The organism is Novipirellula rosea, assembly GCF_039541335.1.
Taxonomy (GTDB): Bacteria; Planctomycetota; Planctomycetia; order Pirellulales; family Pirellulaceae; genus Novipirellula; species Novipirellula rosea.
Window position 1 is genome coordinate 1 of record NZ_BAABGA010000025.1, and the last position, 669, is coordinate 669.

Consider the following 669-nt stretch of genomic DNA (forward strand, 5'->3'; position numbering starts at 1 on the left):
ACCGCAAGCGTCATCAAGCACTCGATGAATTGGCGGCCCAGGCCCAAGAGCTCGATATGGGGTATTGAGCCTTGAGTCACTTCACGGTTGTTTACGACGCTTGCGTTCTGTTTCCGGCACCGCTTCGTGACCTGCTGATGCAGCTTGCATTGACCGGGCTGTTTCGAGCCCGTTGGTCGTCGATGATCCACGATGAATGGACTCGAAGCGTTCTCAAAGTCCGTCCTGATCTGACGGTAGAGCAACTGTCTCGCACTCGTCAGTTAATGGACTCGCATGTACTCGATGCCTTGGTGACTGGCTTCGAACCGTTGATCGACGCCCTTGAGCTACCTGATCCCGATGATCGGCATGTTTTAGCCGCGGCGATTCGCTGTGGAGCCGATGCAATCGTGACCTACAACTTGAAAGACTTTCCCGACGACACTTTGAGTACGTACGGGATTGAAGCGATCCACCCAGACTCGTTCCTTCTCAGCCAATTGGATTTGGCTCCGAGCGTGGTACTGACCGCTGTTAAACAAACTCGTGCAAGACTGAAAAATCCGCCGAAATCGCCAGAAGAATACCTTGGCTGCCTTGGAGAGCAGGGACTGACACAAACCGTCAGCGAACTTAGGTGTTCGATACAATTAATCTGAGACCGAGGACCAGATGTCCTAATGGTCT

1 protein-coding gene is annotated in these 669 nt (G+C 52.9%); it reads left to right on the forward strand.

All coding sequences use genetic code 11. The features are described 5' to 3' along the window. The first annotated feature begins 71 nt into the window (after window positions 1-71). Window positions 72-641 (forward strand): PIN domain-containing protein, encoded by a 570-nt coding sequence (locus tag ABD971_RS09875; protein WP_345321617.1) that lies wholly within the window; start codon window positions 72-74, stop codon window positions 639-641. Window positions 642-669: the final 28 nt, after the last annotated feature.